Origin of the sequence: Pseudomonas sp. GM24, from assembly GCF_000282235.1 — a bacterium.
In the GTDB taxonomy this organism is placed as follows: Bacteria; Pseudomonadota; Gammaproteobacteria; order Pseudomonadales; family Pseudomonadaceae; genus Aquipseudomonas.
Map to the genome: position 1 here is coordinate 12,778 of NZ_AKJR01000174.1, position 2,055 is coordinate 14,832.

The following is a 2,055-nucleotide window of genomic DNA, read 5'->3' on the forward strand; positions in this document are numbered from 1 at the left end:
GATCTTGCTTTGTGGCGCTCCTGAAAAGATCAAAAGATCGCAGCCTGCGGCAGCTCCTACATGGGGTTGCGTATGAATCGGCCGGTCAAGTTGACGTCGAAGCCGCAATTGGCGCTGCAGTCTTATCTGGATAATTTGCTGCAGGAAATTCCTGAGGAGCTGCCGCCGGTCATTGAGGCGCAGCCTGAAGTTGTGGAAAGCAGCGAGGCGCTGGACGAGTTTCAGGCCGCGGTGCTGGAAGAGCAGGCGCGTGACGCGCAGAAAGCGGCCAGGCCTGCTGCGCCGGTTGCCGCGCCTGCCGTTGCAGCGGTTGCCAAAGCGCCGGAGGCTTTGATCGAGGAAGCAGCGCCGGTTCGTGCATCGGTCTCGACGCTCGCTCCGCTGCTGCAAACCCAATTGCTGAAAACCGCGCCGGAACCGGTCGTGGTCGAACCAGCTCCGGCACCCGTCGCACCCGCACCCGTCGAGCAGACGCTGGTTCCGCCGCTGGTGGAAGTGCATCTGCCGCCGAACAACACGCCGCCACCGGTGGAAACCGACGGACGTCCGGCGTGGGCCTCGGAAGCCTTCGAATGCCTGCTGTTCGACGTCGCTGGCCTGACCCTGGCCGTGCCGCTGGTGTGCCTCGGCTCGATCTATTCGCTGGCCGGCCATGAGCTGACGCCGTTGTTCGGTCAGCCGGAATGGTTCCTCGGGATTCTGCCGAGCCAGGCCGGCAACCTGAAAGTGCTGGACACCGCGCGCTGGGTCATGCCCGATCGCTATCGCGATGACTTCCGTCAGGGCCTGCAGTACGTGATTTCGGTACAAGGTTACGAGTGGGGGCTGGCAGTGCATCAGGTCAGCCGCTCGTTGCGTCTGGACCCGAATGAAATCAAATGGAGAAGTCACCGGGGTCAGCGGCCATGGCTCGCCGGCACCGTGATTGAGCACATGTGTGCATTGCTTGACGTTTCCGCACTGGCCGAGTTGATCGCCAGCGGTGGGGCAAAGCACCTCGGCGGCCACAAGCCGCTACATAAACCGACATAGCTGCCGACATAACAATCAGGCGACGGCATTGTTGAATGCCGCCACACAGAACACACACCGCTCAGAGCGGTTTTTTCGAGGGGTCAGGGTATGAGTAGTCAGGCGACGAATGCAAAAGGTTCTGAAGATCCGATCCTGCAATGGGTAACCTTCAAACTGGACAACGAAACCTACGGCATCAACGTGATGCGCGTTCAGGAAGTGCTGCGCTACACCGAGATCGCTCCAGTGCCAGGTGCACCGAGCTACGTGCTGGGCATCATCAACCTGCGCGGTAACGTGGTCACCGTGATCGACACCCGTCAGCGCTTCGGCCTGAACAGCGGCGAGATCAGCGACAACACCCGTATCGTCATCATCGAAGCCGATAAGCAAGTCGTCGGCATCATGGTCGACAGCGTGGCCGAAGTGGTTTACCTGCGTCAGTCGGAAATCGAGACGGCGCCAAACGTCGGCAACGAAGAATCGGCCAAGTTCATCCAGGGCGTGTGCAACAAGAACAACGAGTTGCTGATCCTGGTCGAGCTGGACAAGATGATGAGCGAAGAAGAATGGTCGGACCTGGAGAATATCTGATTGATTCTCGAGGTCGCGGTCATTGTCCTGTTCCTCTTCTGGGCAGGCACGCTGGCAATGTTTGTGTCGTACATCAAGGCGCAGCGCGTCATCGCTGCGCAACAGGCCCAGGGCGATGCGCTGCGTGATCAGCGCATCAAGGAACTGGCCAAGCGTGTCGACGATTACCAGAACGGCAATGTGCGCATGGGCGACGCCCTGCACGAGTTGCGCGCGGTGGTGAGTCCGTTGCCGGACAAGATTGTCGCGCTTGAACAACGCGACCCGTCGAGCCTGTCATTCGCCCAGGCGGCGAAACTGGTAGGCATGGGCGCAAGCGTCGATGAACTGACTCAGTCCTGTGGGTTGACCCAGGCTGAGGCGGAGTTGATGCGCAAGCTTCACAAGAACTAGAAGCAAGATCAAAAGATCGCAGCCTTCGGCAGCTCCTACAGGGAAACGCATTCC

General features: G+C 60.0%; 3 protein-coding genes. All 3 read left to right on the forward strand.

The features are described 5' to 3' along the window. Positions 1–72: 72 nt before the first annotated feature. The 3 genes from PMI23_RS19240 to PMI23_RS19250 all read left to right on the forward strand — a co-directional run bounded on the left by PMI23_RS19240 (position 73) and on the right by PMI23_RS19250 (position 2,001). Entirely contained in the window at positions 73–1,032 is a 960-nt protein-coding gene (locus PMI23_RS19240) for a CheW domain-containing protein (protein ID WP_042704988.1), read from the forward strand. Between the two features lie 90 nt (positions 1,033–1,122). After that, positions 1,123–1,608, forward strand: coding sequence for a chemotaxis protein CheW (locus PMI23_RS19245; RefSeq protein ID WP_007919980.1), 486 nt, complete (start codon positions 1,123–1,125; stop codon positions 1,606–1,608). After that, positions 1,609–2,001, forward strand: coding sequence for a DUF2802 domain-containing protein (locus PMI23_RS19250; RefSeq protein ID WP_007919978.1), 393 nt, complete (start codon positions 1,609–1,611; stop codon positions 1,999–2,001). It begins immediately after the preceding gene. The last annotated feature ends 54 nt before the right edge of the window (positions 2,002–2,055 follow it).